Source organism: Streptococcus constellatus subsp. constellatus, from assembly GCF_023167545.1.
Lineage (GTDB): Bacteria > Bacillota > Bacilli > Lactobacillales > Streptococcaceae > Streptococcus > Streptococcus constellatus.
Genome location: NZ_AP014647.1, coordinates 720,714 through 744,362, shown reverse-complemented (window position 1 = coordinate 744,362; position 23,649 = coordinate 720,714). Strand labels below are relative to the sequence as shown.

General features: G+C 37.7%; 27 protein-coding genes. 12 read left to right on the top strand and 15 right to left on the bottom strand.

Annotation, left to right across the window (positions count from 1 at the left end; translation table 11 throughout):
* Positions 1-29 precede the first annotated feature (29 nt).
* Complete coding sequence (locus SCSC_RS03665) at positions 30-722, top strand: YoaK family protein (RefSeq protein ID WP_003069464.1); 693 nt, start codon at positions 30-32, stop codon at positions 720-722.
* An 83-nt stretch (positions 723-805) separates the two neighbouring features.
* Here the strand turns inward: SCSC_RS03665 and SCSC_RS03660 are convergent, their stop codons facing one another.
* The 3 genes from SCSC_RS03660 to SCSC_RS03650 all read right to left on the bottom strand — a co-directional run bounded on the left by SCSC_RS03660 (position 806) and on the right by SCSC_RS03650 (position 3,775).
* Positions 806-1,459, bottom strand: coding sequence for a DNA alkylation repair protein (locus SCSC_RS03660; RefSeq protein ID WP_006270593.1), 654 nt, complete (start codon positions 1,457-1,459; stop codon positions 806-808).
* Position 1,460: 1 nt separating this feature from the next.
* A complete protein-coding gene (locus SCSC_RS03655; protein WP_006270520.1) occupies positions 1,461-2,003 on the bottom strand; it encodes a GNAT family N-acetyltransferase in 543 nt (180 codons plus the stop codon).
* A 101-nt stretch (positions 2,004-2,104) separates the two neighbouring features.
* The gene (locus SCSC_RS03650; RefSeq protein ID WP_006270538.1) at positions 2,105-3,775 is read right to left on the bottom strand and encodes a formate--tetrahydrofolate ligase; all 1,671 of its coding nucleotides are present in this window, start codon (positions 3,773-3,775) and stop codon (positions 2,105-2,107) included.
* Between the two features lie 137 nt (positions 3,776-3,912).
* Here SCSC_RS03650 and SCSC_RS03645 point away from each other — a divergent pair, with 137 nt between their 5' ends.
* From SCSC_RS03645 to SCSC_RS03625, 5 genes are all read left to right on the top strand, one after another.
* Entirely contained in the window at positions 3,913-4,605 is a 693-nt protein-coding gene (locus tag SCSC_RS03645) for a phosphopantothenate--cysteine ligase (RefSeq protein WP_006270536.1), read from the top strand.
* Entirely contained in the window at positions 4,602-5,153 is a 552-nt protein-coding gene (gene coaC / locus SCSC_RS03640) for a phosphopantothenoylcysteine decarboxylase (RefSeq protein ID WP_003069474.1), read from the top strand. Before SCSC_RS03645 ends, coaC begins: the two co-directional genes overlap by 4 nt.
* A complete protein-coding gene (locus SCSC_RS03635) occupies positions 5,137-5,700 on the top strand; it encodes an ECF transporter S component (protein WP_006270556.1) in 564 nt (187 codons plus the stop codon). The genes coaC and SCSC_RS03635 overlap by 17 nt, the downstream gene beginning before the upstream one ends.
* Before the next feature lie 178 nt (positions 5,701-5,878).
* Complete coding sequence (locus tag SCSC_RS03630) at positions 5,879-7,597, top strand: phospho-sugar mutase (protein ID WP_006270595.1); 1,719 nt, start codon at positions 5,879-5,881, stop codon at positions 7,595-7,597.
* A 449-nt stretch (positions 7,598-8,046) separates the two neighbouring features.
* Positions 8,047-8,394: a DUF6568 family protein gene (locus SCSC_RS03625; RefSeq protein ID WP_006270586.1), complete on the top strand. Its 348-nt coding sequence runs from the start codon at positions 8,047-8,049 to the stop codon at positions 8,392-8,394.
* A gap of 115 nt (positions 8,395-8,509) precedes the next feature.
* Here the strand turns inward: SCSC_RS03625 and mutY are convergent, their stop codons facing one another.
* The 5 genes from mutY to yjbM form a co-directional block, all read right to left on the bottom strand.
* The gene (gene mutY, locus SCSC_RS03620; RefSeq protein ID WP_006270582.1) at positions 8,510-9,679 is read right to left on the bottom strand and encodes an A/G-specific adenine glycosylase; all 1,170 of its coding nucleotides are present in this window, start codon (positions 9,677-9,679) and stop codon (positions 8,510-8,512) included.
* Between the two features lie 66 nt (positions 9,680-9,745).
* Entirely contained in the window at positions 9,746-10,723 is a 978-nt protein-coding gene (pta, locus tag SCSC_RS03615) for a phosphate acetyltransferase (RefSeq protein ID WP_006270569.1), read from the bottom strand.
* A 3-nt stretch (positions 10,724-10,726) separates the two neighbouring features.
* Positions 10,727-11,623 (bottom strand): RluA family pseudouridine synthase, encoded by an 897-nt coding sequence (locus tag SCSC_RS03610; RefSeq protein WP_003069487.1) that lies wholly within the window; start codon positions 11,621-11,623, stop codon positions 10,727-10,729.
* Complete coding sequence (locus SCSC_RS03605) at positions 11,620-12,438, bottom strand: NAD kinase (RefSeq protein WP_006270539.1); 819 nt, start codon at positions 12,436-12,438, stop codon at positions 11,620-11,622. The genes SCSC_RS03610 and SCSC_RS03605 overlap by 4 nt, the downstream gene beginning before the upstream one ends.
* On the bottom strand, positions 12,422-13,093 hold the full coding sequence (yjbM, locus tag SCSC_RS03600; RefSeq protein ID WP_006270587.1) for a GTP diphosphokinase: 672 nt from the start codon (positions 13,091-13,093) through the stop codon (positions 12,422-12,424). Before yjbM ends, SCSC_RS03605 begins: the two co-directional genes overlap by 17 nt.
* A 95-nt stretch (positions 13,094-13,188) precedes the next feature.
* Here yjbM and SCSC_RS03595 point away from each other — a divergent pair, with 95 nt between their 5' ends.
* From SCSC_RS03595 to SCSC_RS03570, 6 genes are all read left to right on the top strand, one after another.
* Positions 13,189-13,749 (top strand): CYTH domain-containing protein, encoded by a 561-nt coding sequence (locus SCSC_RS03595; protein WP_006270557.1) that lies wholly within the window; start codon positions 13,189-13,191, stop codon positions 13,747-13,749.
* A gap of 84 nt (positions 13,750-13,833) precedes the next feature.
* Positions 13,834-14,793 carry a ribose-phosphate diphosphokinase gene (locus tag SCSC_RS03590; protein WP_100207696.1) on the top strand — a complete coding sequence of 320 codons (960 nt, stop codon included), beginning with the start codon at positions 13,834-13,836 and terminating at the stop codon, positions 14,791-14,793.
* Between the two features lie 9 nt (positions 14,794-14,802).
* On the top strand, positions 14,803-15,918 hold the full coding sequence (locus tag SCSC_RS03585; protein ID WP_006270537.1) for a cysteine desulfurase family protein: 1,116 nt from the start codon (positions 14,803-14,805) through the stop codon (positions 15,916-15,918).
* 4 nt (positions 15,919-15,922) lie between these two features.
* Positions 15,923-16,270 (top strand): DUF1831 domain-containing protein, encoded by a 348-nt coding sequence (locus tag SCSC_RS03580; protein WP_003069499.1) that lies wholly within the window; start codon positions 15,923-15,925, stop codon positions 16,268-16,270.
* A 171-nt stretch (positions 16,271-16,441) separates the two neighbouring features.
* The gene (locus SCSC_RS03575) at positions 16,442-17,086 is read left to right on the top strand and encodes a redox-sensing transcriptional repressor Rex (RefSeq protein ID WP_003069501.1); all 645 of its coding nucleotides are present in this window, start codon (positions 16,442-16,444) and stop codon (positions 17,084-17,086) included.
* A gap of 27 nt (positions 17,087-17,113) precedes the next feature.
* Positions 17,114-17,806, top strand: a complete 693-nt coding sequence (locus SCSC_RS03570) for a gamma-glutamyl-gamma-aminobutyrate hydrolase family protein (RefSeq protein WP_006270524.1) — start codon at positions 17,114-17,116, stop codon at positions 17,804-17,806.
* On the opposite strand, the gene radC is transcribed toward SCSC_RS03570, so the two are convergent.
* From radC to SCSC_RS03535, 7 genes are all read right to left on the bottom strand, one after another.
* Positions 17,803-18,483 carry a RadC family protein gene (gene radC / locus SCSC_RS03565; RefSeq protein ID WP_006267165.1) on the bottom strand — a complete coding sequence of 227 codons (681 nt, stop codon included), beginning with the start codon at positions 18,481-18,483 and terminating at the stop codon, positions 17,803-17,805. The genes SCSC_RS03570 and radC overlap by 4 nt on opposite strands.
* Before the next feature lie 86 nt (positions 18,484-18,569).
* Positions 18,570-19,223, bottom strand: a complete 654-nt coding sequence (gene phoU, locus SCSC_RS03560) for a phosphate signaling complex protein PhoU (protein WP_003069505.1) — start codon at positions 19,221-19,223, stop codon at positions 18,570-18,572.
* 80 nt (positions 19,224-19,303) lie between these two features.
* Positions 19,304-20,062, bottom strand: coding sequence for a phosphate ABC transporter ATP-binding protein PstB (pstB, locus tag SCSC_RS03555; RefSeq protein ID WP_003069506.1), 759 nt, complete (start codon positions 20,060-20,062; stop codon positions 19,304-19,306).
* A 39-nt stretch (positions 20,063-20,101) separates the two neighbouring features.
* Positions 20,102-20,905, bottom strand: a complete 804-nt coding sequence (gene pstB / locus SCSC_RS03550) for a phosphate ABC transporter ATP-binding protein PstB (protein ID WP_003069507.1) — start codon at positions 20,903-20,905, stop codon at positions 20,102-20,104.
* An 11-nt stretch (positions 20,906-20,916) separates the two neighbouring features.
* Positions 20,917-21,801, bottom strand: coding sequence for a phosphate ABC transporter permease PstA (gene pstA / locus SCSC_RS03545; RefSeq protein WP_003069508.1), 885 nt, complete (start codon positions 21,799-21,801; stop codon positions 20,917-20,919).
* On the bottom strand, positions 21,791-22,702 hold the full coding sequence (gene pstC / locus SCSC_RS03540) for a phosphate ABC transporter permease subunit PstC (RefSeq protein ID WP_003069509.1): 912 nt from the start codon (positions 22,700-22,702) through the stop codon (positions 21,791-21,793). Before pstC ends, pstA begins: the two co-directional genes overlap by 11 nt.
* 20 nt (positions 22,703-22,722) lie before the next feature.
* Complete coding sequence (locus tag SCSC_RS03535) at positions 22,723-23,589, bottom strand: phosphate ABC transporter substrate-binding protein PstS family protein (RefSeq protein ID WP_006270522.1); 867 nt, start codon at positions 23,587-23,589, stop codon at positions 22,723-22,725.
* Between the last annotated feature and the right edge of the window lie 60 nt (positions 23,590-23,649).

Below are 23,649 nucleotides of genomic sequence, written 5' to 3'. Positions count from 1 at the left end.
GTAAAATAATTTTAGGAGGATAAAAAGTTATGGATACAACAAAACAGCCTGTCCTTATGCCTCAGGACACGAGAATAATGGCTCTCTTACTTGGTGCTGTAGGTGGCTGCCTTGATGTTTTCTCGCATATGCAATTTAGTACGCTAATCGCAACCCAAACAGGGAATATTCTTTTAATTGTAGCCGACTGGGATGGTCCAACCGTAAAGACGGCTTATCGCATTCTTTCACTTGTCTTCTTTACTTTTGGTTTTATCCTTGGTATTCTACTTAAAGAACAGGCTCAAAGTTCACATTGGCGTACTTGGGGAATCTTACCGTTAACTCTCATCACTTTCCTCTTTCCGTTCTTTCACTCTCATTATTTTATCTGGGTGATATTATTTGCAACCTCTACAGGAATGGTCATGTTAACTTATACAGGCTCAAAAGTCGAGTCTCACCCCTACATGATTATGATGACCTCAGGAAATTATCGGAAAATGGTCACTGCTTGGTACGAGTATATTCGTTTTAAAGAGCGTAGACATATTATTCAAAGACAGGCTGTTAATTACTCTATGATTGTTGCCAGTTTTATCGGAGGAGCTATTTTCACTGGAGTTCTCACACGCTTCATTCATCAATATGCTATCTGGACAGTCACTGCTATTTTAACCATTATTATCGTCCATTATACTAGATATAATCGTATCCATCATTTAGAACAAAAGAATATTTAATATTACGCAACGCTCTAAACATAATTTAGGGCGTTTTACTATTATCAAAAGCATTCATCAATAAATCGAAACTTTATATACCTTTACAAGTACTTACTTCCTTCCCTGATACTGAGAGATGTCAGACCTTCTTTATGCGTTTGGATAAAATCCCGCACCCAATCAGGGTTAGTCTTTGAATAATCACGTAGCGCCCAGCCAATGGCCTTATTGATGAAAAACTCGGTCTGATTAAGATTATTAATCAGGATTTGCTCCAGCAGCAGAACATCCGTTTGCTCTTTTTGAAGTAATTGATGTTCGATAGCCAATCGGCGCAACCAAATGTCCTCATCCGTACTCCAATCCAATACTATTTTCTTTGTCTCAGGATAATGTAAACAAATATAACCTACCGAACGGCTCAAAAAGTCAATCGTGTCCCACCAAGGCTTTATTTGTGCCAATTTCTTTACCTTTGTTAAATCGTTTGAGGCTAAAGATGTTTGTTTTAGTTGTAAATAATCCAGCACCACATATTGCATTTCACGATAGGGATTTTCCCAAGCCTGATTGATAAATTTCCAATCTATCGTAGACTTGTGATTTTTCTTAAAAAATACCTTGGAAAGCTTTCGTCTAATAGGTGTTTTGACTCCTAAAAACTCGAACTGGTCTTTCATATATGCTTTCATGTGAATAGCATCTTCAGGGTTTGCTACTTCTTTTAATCCTTGGAAAATATCTTCTACTTTCATATTACCATTCACTTTCAACATTCATATCTTTGAATAATTTAATTGGTCTTGTTGGTTTATCTAAACTCTTCTGCAACCAAACTGTGTCATGCCAGCACTCAAATTTATAGCCGATTTTTGGGAAATGCGCTACTTGCTGATAACCACAGTTTTTATGGAAAGAAATACTAGCATCATTTGGCAGGGAAATGCAAGCCAGAAAATGAACAAAACCTTGCTGTTCAAGAATTTCTTCCAATTTGTCATAAAGCTGCTTCCCAATCCCTCTGCCGCGATTCTCATCAGCTACATAGACCGACAGCTCAACAGCCCAGTTGTATGCCTCTCGACCATAATAAGTTGAACCGTAAGCATAGCCCAGAATGACTCCGGCTTCCTCTGCCACCAGATAAGGATACCTTTCCAAAGTCTTCTCAATCCGACCAGAAAATTCCTCCACCGACGGAACATCATACTCAAAAGTAATGGCTGTTTTCTCCACATAAGGCACGTAAATAGCTACAAGAGCAGCGGCGTCGTTTTTATTTGCTAATCTGATGTTCATCCGAATGTTCCTTTCTGCTTATTACTTTCATAAAAATGAAGTATATCACCATGTATATTTTACCAAATTCAAAAATAAAAGGCTCTTGCGAACCTTGTTATTTAAAACAGTCCAATCGCTGTACCATCTGCTGCTACGTCCATGTTGAGTGCTGCAGGTCGTTTTGGCAAGCCGGGCATCGTCATAACATCACCAGTTAGGGCGACAATAAAACCTGCACCCAATTTTGGAACTACTTCGCGGATAGTGATTTCAAAGTTTTCTGGCGCTCCCAGAAGATTTGGATTATCTGAAAAACTGTACTGGGTCTTGGCCATACAAATTGGCAGCTTATCCCAGCCGTTCTTGACAATTTGAGAAATTTGAATTTTTGCTTTCTTTTCAAAATTAATTTTTGTTCCACGATAGATTTCCTTGACAATTTTCTCAATTTTTTCTTCAACTGTCAGATTATTATCGTAAAGTCGAGTGTAGTTAGCAGGTCTAGTTTCAATCGTTTTAACCACAGTTTCGGCAAGAGCTAGACCACCGTCAGCTCCGTCTGCCCAAACACTAGCCAATTCCACAGGAACATCAATCTCTGCGCAAAGTTCCTTGAGAACGGCAATTTCAGCTTGGGTGTCCGTCACAAATTCATTGATAGCCACCACGACCGGAACACCAAATTTACGGATATTTTCCACGTGGCGCTTGAGGTTGGCAAAACCTGCTTTAACCGCTTCAACATTATCAGTTGTCAGCTCTTCTTTAGCAACACCACCGTTCATTTTCAGTGCTCTAAGAGTCGCAACAATAACCACTACATCTGGAGCAGTCGGCAGATTGGGCGTTTTGATATCTAGGAATTTCTCAGCCCCTAGATCCGCGCCAAAACCAGCTTCAGTCACTGTGTAGTCCGCCAAATGCAGAGCTGTTGTTGTCGCCAGAACAGAATTACAGCCATGGGCGATATTGGCAAACGGTCCGCCGTGAACAAATGCAGGAGTTCCATAAATAGTCTGTACTAGATTCGGCTTTATAGCATCTTTCAAAATAAGAGCAAGAGCTCCCTCTACTTCCAAATCTCGAACATAAACCGGCGTCCGATCATGACGATAACCAATAACGATACTAGCTAAACGTTCTTTCAAGTCTTCAATACTTGTCGATAAGCAGAGAATAGCCATTATTTCAGATGCAACCGTAATATCAAAACCATCTTCCCGTGGAATTCCATTAACTGGGCTCCCCAGACCGACAGTAACGTGCCGCAAAGCACGGTCGTTCAAATCTACCACGCGCTTCCAAATGATACGCCGTTGGTCAATTCCTAAATCATTTCCTTGATGAAGATGATTGTCAATCAGAGCAGAAAGAGCATTGTTAGCGGTAGTAATCGCATGCATATCTCCTGTAAAATGCAGGTTGATGTCCTCCATTGGTAGAACCTGTGCATAACCCCCTCCAGCAGCTCCGCCTTTAATTCCCATAACTGGCCCAAGAGACGGTTCTCGAATCGCAATCATGGTTTTCTTTCCGATTTTGTTAAGAGCATCTGCTAAACCAATGGTAATTGTCGATTTCCCTTCTCCGGCAGATGTCGGATTAATCGCTGTTACCAAAATCAACTTACCAACTGGACTCTTTTGCAATTTCTGAATCTTATCAAAAGACAATTTAGCTTTGTATTTGCCATAAAGTTCTAAATCATCATAATCAATTCCAACTTTTTCCACCACATCAGCAATGGGCTGCAAGTCAACACTCTGAGCAATTTCTATATCCGTTTTCATTGGGAATCCTCCAGTTTTGATAAGATTATTATACCAAAAAATAAAGAAAACAAATTCTTTTAAAGCTAAACTTCTCAAAAACGTTCGGAAAAGTCTTTTTTATTTACGAATTAACTTTTTTTGTGTAAAATTTAATTATGAAACTATTGATTACTTCTGGCGGAACGAGCGAGAAAATTGATCAAGTTCGTTCTATTACAAATCACTCGACAGGAAAACTCGGTGCACTTATTGCGGAAAGTTTTTTGGCACGAGGCGATAAGGTCACCTTAGTCACTACACAGAGTGCTGTCAAACCCGCTTCTCATCCGAACTTAACCATTCAAATTATTAAAAATGTACAAGATTTGCTGGAAACAATGCAGCCTTTGGTCAAAACTCATGATGTTTTAATTCATTCAATGGCCGTTTCTGACTATACTCCTATTTATATGGCAGGATTTGACCAAATCACTGCTTCGCAGGATTTAACAGAGTTTTTGAACAAAACAAACGTCCAAGGGAAGATTTCATCACAAGATGATTATCAAGTTCTCTTCCTCAAACAAACGCCGAAAATTATCAGCCAAGTAAAAAAATGGAATCCCAATATCCGTCTAATCGGTTTTAAACTCTTGGTTGAAGTTTCTAAGGAAAAATTATTGGCAGTTGCTCGTGCCAGCCTTGTAAAAAATCAAGCTGAAATAATTGTGGCAAATGACTTGGATCATATTTCCAATCATCAACATCATGCTTACTTAGTTAAACAAGATTCTGTAATAGAAGCAATCACTAAAGAAGAAATTGCTCAACTATTGCTTACACATATTCATGCAAAGGACAATCTATGAAACATATCACATTAGCTGTCACGGGAAGTATTGCCGCCTATAAAGCTGCTGACTTGACTAGTCAATTGACTAAAGAAGACTTTGCGGTTACGGTACTGATGACACAAGCTGCAACTGAATTTATTACACCTTTGACTTTGCAAGTTTTGTCAAAAAATCTAGTTCACTCAGATGTCATGAAAGAGCCTGCGCCAAACAAGGTCAATCACATTGAAATCGCTAAGCAAACAGATCTCTTCTTAGTGGCACCCGCTTCTGCCAATACCATCGCTAAATTAGCCAGTGGCTTTGCAGACAATATGATAACAAGCACTGCTCTCGCTTTGCCTATAACAGTCAAAAAAGTGCTATCTCCTGCTATGAATACAAAAATGTATGAAAATCCAATCACACAAGAAAATCTATCTAAACTAGAAAAATACGGCTGGCAAATTATTCAGCCTAAAGAAACTGTCCTAGCTTGTGGTGACCACGGAATCGGCGCACTTGCTTCTGTAGAAACGATTATAAAAAAAGTAAAGGAAATGATTTATGAAAAAACAATCTAATATTGCTCAAATTGCTATCTTTTTTGCTATTATGCTCGTCATTCATCTATTGAGTTCGGTGATATTCAACCTATTTCCCGTCCCGATTAAACCAACGATTGTTCATATTCCTGTTATTATTGCTAGTATCCTTTATGGACCAAAAGTTGGTGCACTTTTAGGTGCTTTAATGGGAATTATTAGTCTAGTTACAAATACAATTGTCCTCTTGCCAACAAGTCATCTATTTAGTCCATTTGTTCCTAATGGGAATATTTATTCGCTTATCATTGCTCTCGTTCCGCGAATTTTAATCGGAGTCACACCTTATTTTGTTTATAAATATCTTAAAAATAAAACTGGACTTATATTAGCAGGAACAGTTGGTTCATTGACAAATACCATATTTGTTTTAGGAGGGATTTTTCTACTATTCTCCAAAGTGTATAACGGAAACATTCAGTTGCTGCTTGCCTCTGTCATTTCAACCAATTCTATTGCTGAAATGATTATTTCTGCGGTTTTGACGGTTACCATTATCCCAGCACTTGAAAAAGTTAGAAAATAGTCACGTGAAAACGTGATTTTTTTATGAAAAAATGCTATAATGAAAACGGTTAAATAATAAAAAGTTTAGAATTCTAAGAAAAATAAAATGTTCATCATTCCGCTAAGGAAAGAAAATTAGCTGCTATTTTTCAGATGTTTTCATAAACTTTCCAAATTTGATAAAAGGAGACTTCACAATGACTTATCAAGATAATTTCAAAAAATGGTTTAATTTTACAGCACTTCCAGACTACCTTCGTAAAGAATTGGATTCGATGGACGAAAAGACAAAAGAAGATGCTTTTTATACAAATCTTGAATTTGGTACCGCTGGTATGCGTGGCTTGATTGGTGCAGGTACAAATCGTATCAATATTTATGTCGTTCGTCAGGCAACTGAAGGTTTAGCACGTTTGATTGATGAAAAAGGTGAGGATTTCAAAAAACGCGGTGTCGCTATTGCTTATGACTCTCGCCATTTCTCACCAGAGTTTGCCTTTGAATCTGCTGCGGTTTTAGCAAAACATGGCATTAAATCTTACGTATTTGAAAGTCTCCGTCCGACACCAGAATTATCATTTGCAGTTCGTCACTTAAAAGCTTTTGCCGGGATTATGATTACAGCCAGCCACAACCCTGCTCCATTTAATGGCTATAAAGTTTATGGCGAAGATGGTGGTCAAATGCCGCCTCATGATGCTGATGCTCTAACAGCTTATATTCGTGCCATTGAAAATCCATTTACTATTGAAGTAGCTGATGTTGAAGCCGAAAAAGCTTCTGGTTTGATTGAAGTTATTGGTGAAACTATTGATGCCGAATATCTCAAGGAAGTTAAAGACGTCAACATCAACCAACAATTGATTAAAGAATACGGCAAAGACATGAAAATCGTCTACACTCCGCTTCATGGTACAGGTGAAATGTTAGCACGTCGAGCATTTGCCCAAGCTGGTTTTGATTCTGTTCAGGTTGTTGAAGCTCAATGTGTGCCAGACCCAGACTTTTCTACTGTCAAATCACCAAACCCAGAAAACCAGGCGGCTTTCTCTCTCGCTGAAGAATTGGGACGCAAAGTTGGTGCGGACGTCCTTGTCGCAACAGACCCAGATGCTGACCGTGTAGGTGTTGAAGTTCTCCAAAAAGATGGTAGCTATCGCAATCTTTCAGGAAATCAAATTGGTGCAATTATGGCTAAGTACATCCTTGAAGCACACAAGACAGCTGGAACACTTCCTGCAAATGCAGCACTTTGCAAATCTATTGTATCTACCGATCTTGTAGCCAAGATTGCTGAAAGCTACGGCGCAACCATGTTCAACGTCTTAACTGGTTTCAAATTTATCGCTGAAAAGATCCAAGAATTTGAAGAAAAACACAATCACACTTATATGATGGGCTTTGAAGAAAGCTTTGGCTACTTGATTAAACCATTTGTACGTGACAAAGATGCGATCCAAGCGGTATTAGTTGTTGCAGAATTGGCTGCCTATTATCGTTCTCGCGGCTTGACTCTTGCAGACGGAATCGAAGAAATCTACAAAGAATATGGTTATTATGCTGAAAAGACAATTTCAGTCACCTTGTCTGGCGTTGATGGCGCTGAACAAATCAAGGCAATAATGAGCAAGTTTCGTGATAATGCACCAAAAGAATTCAATGCTACTGCTATTGCAGTCACAGAAGATTTCAAAGCTCAGACTGCCACTACTACTGATGGAACAGTCACTGCCCTTACAACACCCCCTAGTGATGTATTAAAATATACGCTTACTGATGGTTCATGGATTGCTGTACGTCCTTCAGGAACAGAACCAAAAATCAAATTCTATATTGCCGTTGTTGGGAATTCCAGCCAAGACGCTCAAGCAAAAATTGATACAATTGAAGCAGAAATCAACGACTTTGTACAATAAGCAGAAAAACTGAAGCCTTTGGTTTCGGAATCTCACTTCTATAATCTTCAAATTTCGAGTCTGGGACGATCATGTCTCAGACTCGACTGCTTTTATAATAAAGAACAGTGCTTTGAATCTGCTTTGCAAGCCACAAATGCCATTTGCTTTTCAAACTTAAAAAGAATGACTAATAAAAAATAAGGGAACTATATAGTAGTTTACACCAATCACAATATGGAGTATTTTAAAATAAGATTTTTGTAAATTTTACAACTAAACTTTGTGATTGTGTAAACAGGTATATAATTCCAAAAAAATAATCTTTTCTCTATTTACAACTTCCAACAGTCTAGTAGGCTGTTGCTTTGTCTCATTCATCTTTCAATATTTTACTTTTCATTTCAAATCTCTGCATTATTTTTATATTTATGGCATACTGGAATGAGCAAAAGAAATGAGGTTATTTTATGAAAAAATTTGCACAAGATATCAAAGTTTTAGAAATGACTACTGTTAATCGTGCTCGAAAAGCTATTGCAAACAAGGAAACAGCTACATTTTTCATTGGTCGAAAAACATGTCCTTACTGTCGTAAATTCGCCACTACGCTAGCTAGTGTTGTCGCTGAAACCCAAGCACACATTTTCTTTATCAACAGTGAGGAACCTAGTGAACTGGAAGAACTCCAAGCTTTTCGTTCCGAATATGGAATCCCAACTGTACCAGGATTTTTACACACAGAGAATGGTCAGGTGACTGTCCGTTGTGACTCTTCTATGACAGCTGACGAAATCAAGACATTCGCTAACTTATAAAAATGAAGCTGGAATTAAAATTTCCAACTTCAAAGTATATTATAAACTAACTAAGCAGTAACTTTTTACTATCACCAAACGAGGAAGAGATCATATCGTCCCTGTCTCTTAATATTTAATTTCCTTTTAATTTTCCTTTTTGAAAGGCTTGCCACATCTTCTGCTGAGGTTTAGCAAATGGATAGTTGTCAAATTCATCAGGATGCAACCATAAAACTTGTTCCTGTTTAGGCATTTCCGTAGCATTTACTACCTGACCATAAAGTAAACGGATCTGCCACTTGCGATGACTAAATACATGCTGAATTTGTGGGAAGTGTACTGACTGCCAATCCACTACTACATCATAATCCTGTTCAAAGCTTTCTTTGGGAGATAAGTCAAATGAAACTTGATTTTCAGCTATTTCAAAAAGCGATAACTGTTCATCATCAGGAAATTCACCTACTTCAATTAAAGGAAAATGCCAAAATCCGGCTAAAAGGCCGCTAGTCTCATTTTTTTCCAAAAGAAACTGTCCCTGAGCATCTTGGATAATCAAACCATACAGATAAACTGGAACTGGTTTTTTCTTAGGAGCTTTGATAGGGTACTTCTCCATGGTTCCATGTAAGAAAGCAGCACTAAATTCCTTTACAGGGCTATCTTCTGGTCGAGGATTCACCGGCGCTTCAATATCTGAACCCAAATCCATCAGAGCTTGGTTAAAATCTCCTGGCCTTTCGGAATCAATCAACATTTCCATCATAGTTTGAAAAACTTTCCGATTGGCTGGAATACCGATGTCTAAATTCACCTCAAACAAACGACTCAAAACTCGCATCACATTCCCATCAACAGCTGGCTCTGGCAATCCAAAAGCAATACTAGCGATAGCGCCTGCTGTATAAGGACCAATCCCTTTAAGGCTGAAAATTCCTTCGTAAGTGTGAGGAAACTCACCCTCAAACTCTGCCACAATCTGCTGAGCCGCCTCTTGCATATTGCGCACTCGCGAATAATATCCTAGTCCCTCCCATGCTTTTAATAAGCGTTCTTCTGGTGCGATTGCCAAATCTTGGACTGTCGGAAACCAATCCAAAAAGCGCTCATAGTAAGGAATGACCGTGTCTACCCGTGTTTGCTGAAGCATAATTTCTGAAATCCAGATATGATAAGGATTATTACTTCTCCGCCAAGGCAAATCACGTTTATTTTCATCATACCACGTTAGTAACTTTTGGCGAAAGGATGTAATTTTTTCATCCTCCCACATTTCAATTCCGTATTTCTTCAAATCTAACATGAATTTAGTATAACATAAAATAAAAAGAGAACCCAGAACTTGAATTCTGGATTCTGTCTTGGCTTTCTAATAATGACCAACTGCTTGGCTGGCAGTAATCAATGTTAATTTATAAACATCGTCAGCATTACATCCTCGTGAAAGATCATTTACTGGATGATTCAACCCTTGCAAAATAGGACCAACTGCTGAAAAACCACCGAGACGCTCTGCCATTTTATAGCTGATATTTCCAGCTTCGATACTAGGAAAGACGAAAACAGTCGCTTGCCCAGCTACATTGCTGCCAGGAGCCTTTAATTCTGCTGTTTTAGGTACAAAAGCTGCGTCAAATTGTAATTCTCCATCAATGGCAAGGTCAGGTCGCATTTCCTGCGCTAGTTTTGTGGCTTCAACAACTTTATCAACCTTTTCACCAAATCCAGATCCTTTAGTTGAATAACTAAGCATCGCTACTTTCGGATCAATACCAAAGATTTGTGCAGTTAATGCTGAGTTAATGGCAATTTCTGCTAATGTTTTAGCGTCTGGATCAATATTGATGGCGCAATCACTGAAAACATAACGTTCATCGTCACGAACCATGAGAAAAGCACCAGATGTACGAGAAACCCAAGGAAGGGTTTTAATAATTTGAAGGGCTGGGCGAACTGTGCTTGCAGTAGAATGAACTGCACCAGAAACCATCCCTTGTACTTTTCCAAGATAAACGAGCATGACACCAAAATAATTGACATCCTCTTTCAAGAGTTTCCGAGCTTCGTCTTCTGTGATTTTTCCTTTACGGCGTTCAACGAAAGCTGCTACCATTTCTTCAAAGCAAGAACAATTTTGAGGATCAATAACCTCATAACCATCTGTCACACTTTCAATCTCAAGATAAATCCGAATTTTTTCAGGATTTCCTAACAAAACAGGTGTAATACTTGTTTCATTTACCAAACGTTTTGTCGCTTGAAGAATACGTGGTTCTTCACCTTCTGGTAGGACAATTTTTACTTCTTTGTCTTGAAGTGCTTCACGAATCGTTTCAAAAATTTTCATGTTTTACTCCTTTTTATTGCTTAATTTTTGAATCACTGCTTGGAAATCTTCCGGAAGAGGACTCGATTTATTCACAACTTCCTCATGAAATGGATTGTAAAAACGCAATGAATGGCAATGAAGAGCTTGTCGTGTCATGCCATCTGTCAAGCTGCCACCATACAAATCATCTCCTAATAACGGAAAGCCAATATAAGAAAAATGTACCCTAATCTGGTGTGTCCGTCCTGTGTGAAGATGAATATCGACAAGATAAACATCACCATATTGCGCTAGAACCTTATAGCTCGTATGAGCATATTTCCCATTTTTCGCTACACAGCGTGTAATAATACTGCTATCTTCTCGCGCGATGGGAGCAACAATGTCTCCTTCTGGCTTTAACGGTTCAGAACCCTTGACCAAAGCATAATAATGTTTCTCAATGATTTTCTTTTGCAACTGCTTGTCCAGTCTTGCATGAGCATAACCATGTTTTGCAAACAGCATCAGACCACTTGTATCTTTATCCAAACGTGTCACAATATGAATCTGTTGATTTTCATAATGATTAGAAATGTAATAAGCTTTTACAAAATTTGCCATTGTATTAGAATGATTCACACTAGGAATGCTTGCTATACCAGATGGCTTATTCAAAATTAGAAAATGTTCATCTTCATAAACAATTTCTAATTCTCTTTCTACTGCTCGTAGACTGCTAAAACTTTCTTCAGCTGGAATATCAATGGCAACTTTGTCGCCAATATCTAACAAATAAATGGCATTTTGCTTCTTACCATTTACGTGAATATCTCCACCAGAAAACTTAATTTTTGCGAGCAAACTTTTGGAAATTTCGTGCTTTTTTAAAAAGGTCTTAACTTTAACATGTTCATCTGCAGTAAATTCAAACCTCATTCCTCCACCTCGCCAATAAAAGCATCTTTTACACGATTCCAGAAACTCGTATGACTCGGTGTAGCAAGAAAGTTAATCTTATGTTGATCAATTTGAAATTCAATTTTAGAAATATTGTTTATCATAAAATTCTGATTGTCAATCGAAATCGCATGTCGGTCATTCCAAGTCGGCACGATTTCAATTTTATCTTTCTTAGGAACGATAATTGAGGAGCCCAGGGTTCGAAACACACGATTATTTAAGCTTGCAACTTCTGCAATCTGAAGAGCTTCAATGGTTGGATGCAGAACAGCTCCGCCTAACGATTTATTGTAAGCTGTACTTCCTGTCGGAGTTGATACGGAAATACCATCACCACGAAAGCGCTCAAAATGGACTTGATTGATAATAACATCGGCGACCATTGTTCGTCCAGAACGCTTGATTGTCGCTTCGTTTAATGCACGCTTTATACAAATTTCATTATTTCCATGGAAAATTTTAACATTTAAAATCGGATAGGACACTTTCGCACCAGTATCTAATTTTAAGTTATTAATTAATTTGTCCAATTCAAAATCTCGATAATCCGTATAAAAACCTAAATGTCCCGTATGGACACCGACAAAACGAACTTTATCCAACTGCTCTTCATACTTATGAAAAGCTGATAAAAGCATCCCGTCGCCACCGATTGAAATGACAATGTCAGGATTATTATCATTCAAAATAAAATGATTTTGCTTTAATTTTTGTTTTAATTGGCGACAAATTTCTTGGCTTTGCCGTCTGCGATTACTGATAATTCCTATTCTTTTACCTGTATTCTTCATCTGTATCGTCACTATTTCCTACGCCGTCATTCAATTTGCGACTGATTGGGTCAAATAAAGCTTGCGCTTCTTGAATATCATCACGAATTTTCCCCATTTCTTCGTCCAATTGATAGGCGATTTTTGCGGTAATCTCCAGACGTTTCTTAATTTCATCTGGAAATTCACCCTTATATTTATAATTCAGCGAATGTTCAATTGTTGCCCAAAAGTTCATGGACAAAGTGCGGATTTGAATCTCTGCCAAAACTGTTTTGTTGCCATCAATGGTATCAACTGGGTATTCAATAATGACATGATAACTTCGATATCCACTAGCCTTACGGTTTTTAATATAGTCTCGCTCTTGAACAATCCGCATATCATGCCGCTTTCGCAAAATATCCAAAACTTCTTCAACATCATCCACAAATTGAACCATGACCCGCAAACCTGCTATATCTTGCATATCTTGCGCTAGATTTTCCTCTCTGATTCCACGCAAAGCCATTTTTTCTTTGATACTTTCTATCGGTTTTACACGACCTGTCACAAACTCAATCGGAGAATGCTTTTTTTGTTTTCGATACTGTTTACGAATCCCACGCAGTTTGATCTTTAATTCACCAACCGCTTGAATATAAGGATCCAGAAACTCTTCCCACTCTAATTGCATACACTCACCTTGTCATTTTACTTAATTTTTTATAAAATAAACACAATACTTATTATAACATAAATCGCTTTCAAACAAAAGAAAAGGATTGGAAAATGAATCATTTGGAAATTGAATACAAAACGCTTCTGACAAAAAATGAGTACCAACAGCTGTTACCACTGTTTTCAAAGATAAAAGCTACCAAGCAGATAAACTACTATATTGACACAGCCGACTTTTCAATTCGAGATGCAAAAATGGCACTTCGGATTCGTACTTTTGAAACTCGTACTGAGTTAACATTGAAAATTCCGCAGCAGGTCGGTAATATGGAATACAATCAATTTCTCACTTTAGAAGAGTCTCACACTTTCATCAATACATGTGTGCTACCTGAAGGAAAAATACGCACCCTGCTGACTCAAGCTGCTATCAACCTCGAGAAATTAAAGGTTCTAGGGAGCTTGACAACTATTCGCTATGAAAAAGAAACTACTATTGGCTTGATGGCACTTGATGAAAATTATTATTTTGACAAAACAGACTACGAATTAGAGCTGGAAGTAACAGATGCTAAAATTGGAAAAGAACAATTCAATCACTTTTTACAAGCTCATCATGTCCACTATAAATATGCAAAACCTAAAGTTGCAAGATTTGCTCAAAACTTATGAATAAAAAGCTGAAATTTTGCTTATTTTTTGATAAAATGGAGAGTAGAAATCAAAAGGAGTCTTATATAAGTTATGATGGATATACTGACGGATAAAGCACAGATGAAGTTGTTTGCACTAAATTCCAATCACGATATCGCCGAAAAAATTGCTCAAGCTGCTGGCGTATCTCTTGGAAAACTATCCTCACGTCAATTTTCAGATGGTGAAATTCAAGTTAACATCGAAGAAAGTGTACGTGGTTTTGATGTATTTATCATTCAGTCAACGAGTTTCCCTGTCAATAATCATTTGATGGAACTTCTTATCATGGTGGATGCCTGCAATCGCGCTAGCGCTAACTCTGTTAATGTCGTGATGCCATATTTTGGCTATGCGCGCCAGGATCGCACTGCTGCTCCTCGTGAACCAATTACGGCAAAACTGGTAGCAAATATGTTGGTAAAGGCAGGAGTTGATCGTGTTCTGACCCTTGATTTGCATGCCGTTCAAGTTCAAGGTTTCTTTGATATCCCTGTTGATAACCTTTACACTGTCCCTCTCTTTGCCAAACATTACTGTGAAAAAGGCTTGTCTGGTGAAGATGTTGTTGTGGTTAGTCCAAAAAATTCTGGTGTTAAACGTGCTAGAAGCTTAGCAGAGCATTTAGATGCTCCGATTGCAATTATCGACTACGCTCAAGACGATACCCACCGTAACGAAGGCTATATTATCGGAGATGTAGCTGGGAAAAAAGCTATCCTTATTGATGATATTTTAAATACTGGTCGTACATTTGCTGAAGCCTCAAAAATTGTTGAACGCGAAGGTGCAACAGAAATTTATGCAGTTTCTAGTCATGGTTTATTTGTCGAAGGAGCTGCTGAAAAGTTAGATAACTCTCCTATCAAAGAAATCCTGGTTACTGACTCAGTTGCAACGAAAGAAAAAACTCCGAAAAATGTTCAATACATCACTGCAAGTGGGCTAATCGGAGATGCAATCGTTCGTATCCATAAAAGAAAACCAGTCAGTCCACTGTTTGCTTACAATAAAAAGAAATAAGGAGAAATCTTGATTTATTTCGATAATGCAGCAACAACTCCTATGTCAAAGACTGCTATGACTGCTATGACACAGGTTATGGAAAATACCTTTGGCAATCCATCTAGCATTCATAGCCACGGCAGAGCTGCTAGTAAAATTCTTCGCAAAGCCCGACAAGAACTTGCTGACCTACTTCATACTAAAAGTCAACATATCATCTTTACATCAGGTGGGACAGAAAGTAACAATACAGCCATAAAAGGGTATGCCTTAGCCCATCAAGACCAGGGAAAGCACATTATCACCACTGCTATCGAACATCATTCTGTGCTTGCAACTATTGAATATCTGGTAGATAAGTTTGGCTTTGAAGCGACTTATATCCAACCCCAAAATGGAGAAATCACAGCTCAGCAGATAAAAGAAGCTCTTAGAGAGGATACTATACTTGTCTCCACTATGTATGCCAACAATGAAACTGGCTACCTGCTTCCAATCAAAGAAATTGCTGAAGTTTTGAAACATCATCCCGCTGCTTATCATGTGGATGCAGTACAAATTATGGGCAAATTACCTGTGTATCCCGAAGAACTAGGAATTGATTTTATGAGTGCATCAGCTCATAAATTTCATGGTCCTAAAGGCATTGGTTTCTTGTATGCCAATCAGATGAAATTTGATAAATTTTTACATGGCGGAGATCAAGAAGATAAAAGACGTGCAGGTACTGAAAATTTAGCAGCTATCGCTGGAATGATTGCAGCTTTAAAAGAAAATCTTAAGGGCTATCCAAAAAATATAAGTCATGTGGAAAGCTTAAAAAAACAGCTTCTCGCTGAACTGGACGGAATAGACTACTATGTCAATCATGATTCTCATACACTTCCCTATGTAATAAATCTTGGCTTTCCTAAACAGGCTAATGACTTATTACTAATGCGTTTAGACTTGGCAGGAATTTCTATTTCAACCGGATCTGCTTGTACAGCAGGTACAGTTGAACCAAGTCACGTTCTTGAAGCTTTTTATGGTAGTGATTCAGAGCGATTAAAGGAATCTATCCGCATTAGCTTTTCAGAACAAAATACTTCAGAAGAAGTTCACCAATTTACCACAATATTAAAAGAAATTTTAGGAGGATAAATAGATGGCTTTTCAGACCACTATTCACTTAAAAGATTGCCCATACAGCTACTCTCTTGGAGAAAACGTTAAAAAATTTACTTTGCGTGATAACACTTTTTCTGAAACAAAAGTTGGAAATTATGAATTAACACGTTTATTAGAAAGTGTTCCAAATAGTGGTGATGGTTTTTTGTTAAAAATCATTATCAACAAAGAGCTTTCAGGTGTGAAAATCAATATTACAGACAAATCTGGTCTTCGCTTGGTTAACATTTTCAAATCAGAAACCAATCAGATCATTCAAGAAAAATTTTATTTTCTAATGGATAGTTTGGTTGAACGTGGTATTTTCACCAAACAAGAACATTAAGTAAATAGCTATCTTTTTACAGTTCATTTTAGAACTGTAAAAAGATAAAAAATAGAGTAGGGTGACAAATCGAAAGTTTTGGTTTTTCTCCTACTCCTTTTCTATTTCCATCAAATAAGTTGATTTTTTCACAAACTTTCTATAAAATAGTCTTTGAAAGGATGTGATTTTGTGAAATCTGAAAGAAATACAACCATTCCACGCGCAACTGCTAAAAGGCTCTCGCTTTATTATCGGATTTTTAAACGATTTAATTCTGAAAAAATTGAAAAAGCCAATTCAAAACAAATCGCAGATGCTATCGGGATTGATTCTGCAACTGTTCGTCGTGATTTTTCTTACTTTGGTGAATTAGGTCGTCGTGGGTATGGTTATGATGTAAAAAAACTCATGAATTTTTTTGCTGATTTACTTCATGATCATTCTATTACCAATGTGATGTTAGTCGGTATCGGTAATATGGGACACGCATTACTCCACTACCGCTTCCATGAACGTAATAAAATGAAGATTGTTATGGCATTTGACACCGATGATCATCCTGAAGTTGGAACGATTACAAATGACGGGATTCCTATTTATGGCATTTCACAAGTAAATGATAAACTAAAAAATGTAGATGTAAAGACCGCTATTTTGACGGTTCCAAGTACAAGAGCTCAAGAAGTGGCAACTATCCTTGTAGAAGCTGGCGTAAAAGGTATTCTCAGTTTCTCACCCGTTCACTTAACCGTTCCAAAAGATGTTGTTGTTCAATATGTTGACTTGACAAGTGAGCTGCAAACACTCCTCTACTTTATGAAAAAAGGGTATTAAATAATTAGAAAGAGCAGATATTTATTTATGAAGAAACCCATTATCGGAATTACTGGAAATGAAAGACCCAACCCTGAAGACGAATTTGCCATCATGAGCTATGCTGCTAAAGGATTTGTGGAAGGCGTAAAAGAAGTTGGTGGAATTCCTGTCATATTGCCAATTGGAGATGCAGACATAGCTCAGCATTACATCAAGATGATTGATAAACTTATCCTAACAGGTGGACAAAATGTATCACCACAATTCTATGGTGAAGAAAAAATGATTGATAGTGATGATTATCATTTGGATCGTGATGTGTTTGAATTATCCTTAATCCATGAAGCGATCCAACGGCAAAAACCAATTTTTACTGTTTGCCGCGGTACACAATTGTTTAATGTCGCAATGGGCGGAACTCTTTATCAAGATATTGAACATCATTGGCAAGACAGTTCTGCAGAGTATACTACTCAAAAATTAGTTACCAAACCTGGTTCTGTTTTGGAAAAGATTTATGGTGAAGTATCTCATATAAATTCTTTCCATCATCAAAGTATTAAAGATTTAGCAGAAAATGTCGAAGTCATCGCCCATGATCCAAAAGATAATACCATTGAAGCCATTACTACAACTGATGAAATCGCTTATCTGGGAGTTCAATGGCATCCAGAATTCTTATTTGAAACACGTCCTAAAGATCGGTTACTCTTTGACTATGTTGTCAATAAACTCTAAATCAATTCCGTTTCTTCTCGATAGCTATAATAATCTTTCTCAGCGACGATGAGATGATCCAGTAAGATGAAGCCCATTAGCTCACACGCTTCTTTTACATGTTTGGTCACTTCATCGTCGTTTCTGCTTGGTAATACAGCTCCTGACGGATGATTGTGCACCAAAATAACGGATGTCGCCATATGCCTCACGGCATAATGCAGAATTTCTCGCGGCTCCGCAATGCTACGTGACACACTGCCGATAAAAATAGTCTGTTGATGAATGATTTTATTTTGAGTGTCTAGATATAAAGCAACAAGATGTTCCTGTTTTTTATGCCCCAATTCCTGTTGCATTTTTTTCGCTAACTTTTGACTACTTAAAATTTGCTCTTGCATAATCAATTCTGCTTTACTAATTCGCTGTCCCAACTCAATCATGGCTTGCAATTCAATAGCTTTGATACGTCCAATTCCAGAAATTGATTGTAATTCTTGTAGTGTCATATTACGCAAATCATTTAAACTAGAAATTGTTGATAAAATTCGTTGGGAAACTTGAAAAACAGTTTCTTTTTTATTGCCAGTGCGGATAAGAATGGATAACAATTCTTGATTGCTCAATTGTTCTGCACCTTCTGCTACCAAACGTTCTCTTGGCAATAAAGAATCTTCCTGAAATGAAATACTATACATAAAAAACCTCCTCATATCCTTATTCGGAAAAGGAAGAAGAAAATAAAAAATCTGAGAAATTATTCTCAAATTTTTTAAGTTAGTATTTACATTTCAACGATTTTACCTGTTTCAAAGTAAACAACCCATTCGCAGATATTTTTAGCATAATCACCAATACGTTCCAGATATGAAATAACTTGGAAATAATCACGACCTGTAACAATCAAATCTGGATTTGCCTTAATTTCTTGCGTTGCCAAATCTCGAATATCATCAAAATACTGATTAATTTTCTCATCCATAGCTGCAACTTCATAAGCCTTATCCACATCACCATTAAGATAAAGTTCAAGTGCTGCTTCCACAAAGTTCTTAACATCACGCCCCATCTTGCTGATTTCTTCTTCAACAGATTGGATGCGAACTTCTCCTTTCATACGGATCGTCGCTTGTGCAATGGAAACGGCATGATCCCCCATTCTTTCCACATCACTACTTGCCTTCAAAACTGTAATAACGGTTCGTAAATCTTGTGAAACAGGCTGCTGCAAAGCAATGATTTCTAAAGACTTTTTCTCCAACTTTACTTCATATTCATTGACCTCTGCGTCTTCTTCAATAACCTCTTTTGCCAATTCACGATCGTGGGTCACAAATGCACGAACTGTGCGGTTAATCTGTGATAACACTTCATTTCCCATCGCGTAAAATTGGTTATGAAGTTTTGCTAAATCTTCTTCAAATTGTACTCTAAGCATAAAATTTCCTTTCATCAGATATAAAGAGGATCAATAATCCTCGTGATTGGCTGAACTAACAAAAAGTAGCATCCATCTTTCTAGCCAAATTTTCCTGTAATGTAATCTTCTGTTTCTTTATGAATTGGACTGAGAAACATTTCTTTTGTAGTATTAAATTCAATTAAATCTCCACCCAAGAAGAACGCTGTCTTGTCTGAAATACGGCTAGCTTGCTGCATCGAACGCGTCACCAGTAACATCGTATATTTATCTTTCAGTCCATGCAGTGTTTCTTCAATTTTTCCGGCAGAAACGGGATCAAGTGCTGATGTCGGCTCATCTAAAAGAATAATTTTTGGACTCGTTGCCAAGACACGCGCCACACAGACACGTTGCTGCTGACCACCTGACAAGCCAATGGCTGAATCATATAAACGATCTTTCACCTCATCCCAAATAGATGCACTCTTGAGTGAAGATTCAACAACTTCGTCTAACACCTCTTTGTCTCTAACACCATTGATTCGCAGACCATAGACAACATTTTCATAAATCGTCATTGGAAATGGATTGGGCTGTTGAAAAACCATTCCAATTTCTTTTCGAAGCTCTACCGTATCTGTCCTCGGACTATAAATATTATGTCCATTGTAAATTACAGTACCTGTCGTTGTAACCTCTGGATTCAAATCTCCCATCCGATTGATTGCTTTTAAAAGGGTTGACTTTCCCGATCCAGAAGGACCAATCAAAGCTGTAATCTCATGAGGCAATACATCTAATGATACACTATTGAGGGCTTTCTTTTTGTTATAATAAACCGACAAGTCCTTAATTTGTAAAATAGGTTCTATCATCTGATAATCCTTTAATAAATTCTAAATTCACACAGTTTCTTATCCAAAATGGCCAGAAACATAATCATTGGTAGACTGCAACTTAGCATTTTGGAAAATCTTGGCAGTTTCATCATATTCGATTAAATCACCAAGATAGAAGAAACCAGTATAGTCACTAGCACGTGCCGCCTGTTGCATACTGTGAGTTACTATGATAATCGTATAGTTCTTCTTCAACTCTAACATTGTTTCTTCTAACTGCGCTGTTGCAATTGGATCGAGCGCAGAAGCAGGTTCATCCATTAAAAGTATTTCTGGCTTCACGGAAATAGCGCGAGCAATACAGAGACGTTGCTGCTGACCGCCTGATAACATCAAAGCAGATTTATGAAGATCATCCTTTACCTGTTCCCAAAGAGCTGCCTGCTTTAGAGATGTTTCAACAATTTCATCTAAAATCTTCCTATCTTTGACACCAGCACGTTCATGTGCAAAAGTAATATTACGATAAATGGACTTAGCAAATGGATTTGGTCTTTGAAAAACCATTCCGATATGCTTACGCATTTCATAAACATTGATGTCTGAGCGATTGATATCAATCCCTTCATACCAGATTTCACCAGTAACTTTGGCGATGTCAATCGTATCATTCATTCGATTCAAGCTACGAAGATAGGTTGATTTCCCAGAACCCGAAGGTCCTATAAGAGCTGTAATTTTATTTTTCTGAAACTGCATATCAACCCCTTTAATGGATTCATTTTTACCATAGTAAACATGCAAATTTTTTGTTGATAACACAACTTCTTCTTCAGGAAAAGTAACAATATGTTTTTCATTCCAGTTATATTCTGTCATTTCTTCTCCTTTTAGGCAGATGTTAATTTTTTATGCAGATAACTTCCAAGTTTACGAGCACCGAGGTTGAAAATTAAAATAAAGATGAGAAGTACCGCTGCTGATCCAGCTGACACTTCCACAGCATCAGGAATCGTTCCTTCACTATTGACTTTCCAAATATGAACAGCCAATGTTTCAGCCTGACGAAAAATAGAGATTGGGCTGGTTACACTAAAAATGTTCCAATTTGACCAGTCAAGGGCTGGGGCGGATTGACCTGCTGTATAGATAAGTGCAGCTGCTTCACCAAAAATTCGTCCAGAAGCTAATACAACTCCTGTCACAATACTTGGTAATGCTTCTGGAACTACAACATGAATAATCGTTTCCCAACGAGAAATGCCAAGAGCAAGTCCCGCTTCACGCTGTGTATGATGCACATGCTGTAAGCTATCTTCTACACTACGAGTCATTTGTGGTAAATTAAATACAGTTAAAGCCAGAGCACCAGAAATGATTGAAAAACCATATTGGAATTGAATAACAAAAATCAAATATCCAAAGAGACCGACAACAACGGAAGGCAAAGATGATAAAATTTCAATACAAGTTCTGACAAAATCTGTTACCAACCCTTTCTTCGCATATTCAGATAAGTAAATTCCTGCTCCCATTGATAACGGAATGGAAATAATTAAAGTAATAACTAACAGAAATAACGAATTATAAAGCTGAATTCCAATTCCTCCACCCGCTTGATAGGAAGACGATTGTCCAGTCAAGAATTTCCAAGAGACATGAGGTAATCCTCTTACTAGAATGTAAAGAATTAAAGAGGCAAGAATGCTCACAATGATTCCTGCAATGGTATAGAGGACACCTGTAGCCAATTTATCTATTTTTTTAGCGTGCATAGTTCTTCTTACCTCTTTCCTTTGTAATCAACTTAATCACAGTATTGAAAGCTAAGCTCATCAAAAGTAAAACCAGAGCGAGTGACCAAAGGACATTGTTATTAACGGTTCCCATAACAGTATTGCCAATTCCCATTGTTAAGATAGAAGTCAAAGTTGCAGCAGGTGTCGTCAAAGAGGTTGGAATAACGGCTGAATTTCCTACAACCATTTGAATCGCCAACGCCTCACCAAAAGCACGAGCCATTCCAAAGACAATAGCTGTAAAAATACCGGATCGAGCTGCTTTTAACGTCACGCGCCAAATAGTTTGCCAGCGAGTAGCTCCCATCGCCATACTGGCTTCTCGATAATGGCGCGGTACAGCCCGTAAACTATCTGTTGTCATAAAAGTCACCGTCGGTAAAATCATGACAAAGAGAACAAAAATCCCCGATAAAATTCCAAAACCTGTCCCGCCAAACATACTACGAACAAAGGGAACGACAACCTGTAAGCCAATAAAACCGTATACAACCGATGGGATTCCGACTAAAAGTTCAATAGCCGGTTGGAGAATTTTTGAACCTTTAGGAGAAACCTCCGTCATAAAAACAGCCGCTCCAATTGCAAATGGTGTCGCCAATAACGCTGATAGAAGAGTTACGAGGAAAGAGCCAAGAATCATCGGTAGAGCGCCAAACTCCTTACCAGATGGATTCCATGTTGCTCCGAAAAGAAAACTGAAGATATTTACTTTATTAACAAAGAAGGTCGAAAGACCTTTCTCTGCTACAAACAATAAAATCATTGCAACGACAAAGACAATTAAACTCATACAAAGAAAGGTAATGGTTTTTCCAAAAGATTCCAAACGAGAATTCTTTGACTTTGTCAGCATCTTTTTTGCTACTTCGTTCATGTTATTCTATACTCTTTCTGTTATTTTGAGCTAATTGTTCCATCAAGACTACGAGTCACTTTCATATCATTGATAGGAATATAGCCCATTTTTCCCACAATATTATTTTGTACTTCTGCTGTCATTATATAATCCAGAAATTTCTTAGCAAGTTTATTGGGTTCTCCCTTAGTGTACATATGTTCGTAAGACCAAAGTGGCCAATTATTAAGTGTTACATTTTTCTTTGTGGGCTTATAGCCATTCAAATTTAAACTTTTTACACTCGTATCAACATAAGAAAAAGCTAAGTAAGAAATAGCACCTGGAGTCTGCGACACAATCGTTTTGACCATCCCGTTAGAATCTTGCTCCTGCGCCTGCTTGGCTTCCTTGCCCTTCATAATAATACTATCAAAAACAGCACGGCTACCAGAACCGACCGCACGATTGATAATTGTAATTTCCAAATCCTGCCCGCCAACTTGTTTCCAGTTCGTATATTCACCAGTAAAAATTTTGCGTAGTTGATCTGTTGATAAATTATTTACCTTAATTCCTTTATTTGCAATAATCGCAGTACCCGCTACAGCAACTTGGTGATCCACCAAAGTTTTAGCCCTGATTCCGTCTTTTTCTTCTGCAAACAAATCACTATTTCCAATATCTACTGCACCTGATTGAACTTGTGATAATCCTGTACCTGATCCACCACCTTGCACATTGACAATTTTTTTCGGGTTTTCTTCAGTATATTTGTCTACAACTGCTTCAATCAAAGGCTGCAAAGCAGTTGAGCCTACAGCTGTTATTGATTCACCACGGTTAATCCAGGAAGCACAAGCTGACAAACTGATACTACAAACCATAAGAGTAATAAACAAAAGTATTTTTTTATGCTTTACCAAAATAATCTCCTTTTAAGATATGAAAACGCTTGTTGATCTATGGTTTTTCTAACTTCTTTG

What these genes read in the sequence shown, in the direction of transcription:
- SCSC_RS03665 (WP_003069464.1), top strand. Translation starts at nt 30, where the DNA reads ATGGATACAACAAAACAGCCTGTCCTTATGCCTCAGGACACGAGAATA.
- SCSC_RS03660 (WP_006270593.1), bottom strand. Translation starts at nt 1,459, where the DNA reads ATGAAAGTAGAAGATATTTTCCAAGGATTAAAAGAAGTAGCAAACCCT.
- SCSC_RS03655 (WP_006270520.1), bottom strand. Translation starts at nt 2,003, where the DNA reads ATGAACATCAGATTAGCAAATAAAAACGACGCCGCTGCTCTTGTAGCT.
- SCSC_RS03650 (WP_006270538.1), bottom strand. Translation starts at nt 3,775, where the DNA reads ATGAAAACGGATATAGAAATTGCTCAGAGTGTTGACTTGCAGCCCATT.
- SCSC_RS03645 (WP_006270536.1), top strand. Translation starts at nt 3,913, where the DNA reads ATGAAACTATTGATTACTTCTGGCGGAACGAGCGAGAAAATTGATCAA.
- coaC (WP_003069474.1), top strand. Translation starts at nt 4,602, where the DNA reads ATGAAACATATCACATTAGCTGTCACGGGAAGTATTGCCGCCTATAAA.
- SCSC_RS03635 (WP_006270556.1), top strand. Translation starts at nt 5,137, where the DNA reads ATGAAAAAACAATCTAATATTGCTCAAATTGCTATCTTTTTTGCTATT.
- SCSC_RS03630 (WP_006270595.1), top strand. Translation starts at nt 5,879, where the DNA reads ATGACTTATCAAGATAATTTCAAAAAATGGTTTAATTTTACAGCACTT.
- SCSC_RS03625 (WP_006270586.1), top strand. Translation starts at nt 8,047, where the DNA reads ATGAAAAAATTTGCACAAGATATCAAAGTTTTAGAAATGACTACTGTT.
- mutY (WP_006270582.1), bottom strand. Translation starts at nt 9,679, where the DNA reads ATGTTAGATTTGAAGAAATACGGAATTGAAATGTGGGAGGATGAAAAA.
- pta (WP_006270569.1), bottom strand. Translation starts at nt 10,723, where the DNA reads ATGAAAATTTTTGAAACGATTCGTGAAGCACTTCAAGACAAAGAAGTA.
- SCSC_RS03610 (WP_003069487.1), bottom strand. Translation starts at nt 11,623, where the DNA reads ATGAGGTTTGAATTTACTGCAGATGAACATGTTAAAGTTAAGACCTTT.
- SCSC_RS03605 (WP_006270539.1), bottom strand. Translation starts at nt 12,438, where the DNA reads ATGAAGAATACAGGTAAAAGAATAGGAATTATCAGTAATCGCAGACGG.
- yjbM (WP_006270587.1), bottom strand. Translation starts at nt 13,093, where the DNA reads ATGCAATTAGAGTGGGAAGAGTTTCTGGATCCTTATATTCAAGCGGTT.
- SCSC_RS03595 (WP_006270557.1), top strand. Translation starts at nt 13,189, where the DNA reads ATGAATCATTTGGAAATTGAATACAAAACGCTTCTGACAAAAAATGAG.
- SCSC_RS03580 (WP_003069499.1), top strand. Translation starts at nt 15,923, where the DNA reads ATGGCTTTTCAGACCACTATTCACTTAAAAGATTGCCCATACAGCTAC.
- SCSC_RS03570 (WP_006270524.1), top strand. Translation starts at nt 17,114, where the DNA reads ATGAAGAAACCCATTATCGGAATTACTGGAAATGAAAGACCCAACCCT.
- radC (WP_006267165.1), bottom strand. Translation starts at nt 18,483, where the DNA reads ATGTATAGTATTTCATTTCAGGAAGATTCTTTATTGCCAAGAGAACGT.
- phoU (WP_003069505.1), bottom strand. Translation starts at nt 19,223, where the DNA reads ATGCTTAGAGTACAATTTGAAGAAGATTTAGCAAAACTTCATAACCAA.
- pstB (WP_003069506.1), bottom strand. Translation starts at nt 20,062, where the DNA reads ATGATAGAACCTATTTTACAAATTAAGGACTTGTCGGTTTATTATAAC.
- pstB (WP_003069507.1), bottom strand. Translation starts at nt 20,905, where the DNA reads ATGACAGAATATAACTGGAATGAAAAACATATTGTTACTTTTCCTGAA.
- pstA (WP_003069508.1), bottom strand. Translation starts at nt 21,801, where the DNA reads ATGCACGCTAAAAAAATAGATAAATTGGCTACAGGTGTCCTCTATACC.
- pstC (WP_003069509.1), bottom strand. Translation starts at nt 22,702, where the DNA reads ATGAACGAAGTAGCAAAAAAGATGCTGACAAAGTCAAAGAATTCTCGT.